Below are 544 nucleotides of genomic sequence, written 5' to 3'. Positions count from 1 at the left end.
CCTCAGGTGGGCCTTTCAGGGGGTGGTCTCGTGATCGCCTTAGTACGGTGACGCCAGAACAGGCCTGCGCACACCCAAACTGGCAGATGGGAAGTAAAATCTCAGTAGATTCTGCCACGCTTATGAATAAGGGTTTGGAGCTAATCGAAGCGTGTTGGTTGTTCGATATCAGTCCGAAAGATATCGAGGTTCATGTTCATCCTGAGAGTATTGTTCATTCCATGGTTGAATACTTGGATGGCTCGGTCATAGCGCAAATGGGAAGCCCCGATATGCGTACACCAATTGCCTATGGCTTGGCGTGGCCCGAAAGAATTGCCTCAGGTGCCATTTCATTAGACTTATTTGAAGTTGCTCAACTAAACTTTGAAAAGCCTGATCTTGAAAACTTTCCCTGCCTTAAGTTGGCTCAAGAGGCTTTTGATGTTGGTGGTACTGCGTGTACGGTCTTAAATGCTGCGAATGAAGTTGCTGTCGCGTCCTTTCTAAAAGGTAATGTCTCCTTTACTGCTATCCCTGATATTATTGCGTCAACATTAGAAGA

The 544-nt window shown here is 46.5% G+C and carries 1 pseudogene; it reads left to right on the top strand.

Features of this window, described 5'->3' with window-relative positions:
• A pseudogene (locus A3757_RS04065) lies at positions 1 to 544 on the top strand (1-deoxy-D-xylulose-5-phosphate reductoisomerase); the annotation flags it as partial.

This window comes from Oleiphilus sp. HI0117, from assembly GCF_001635235.1.
Note: the sequence above shows the minus strand (reverse complement) of the source record. Positions and strands in the feature narration are given on the sequence as shown.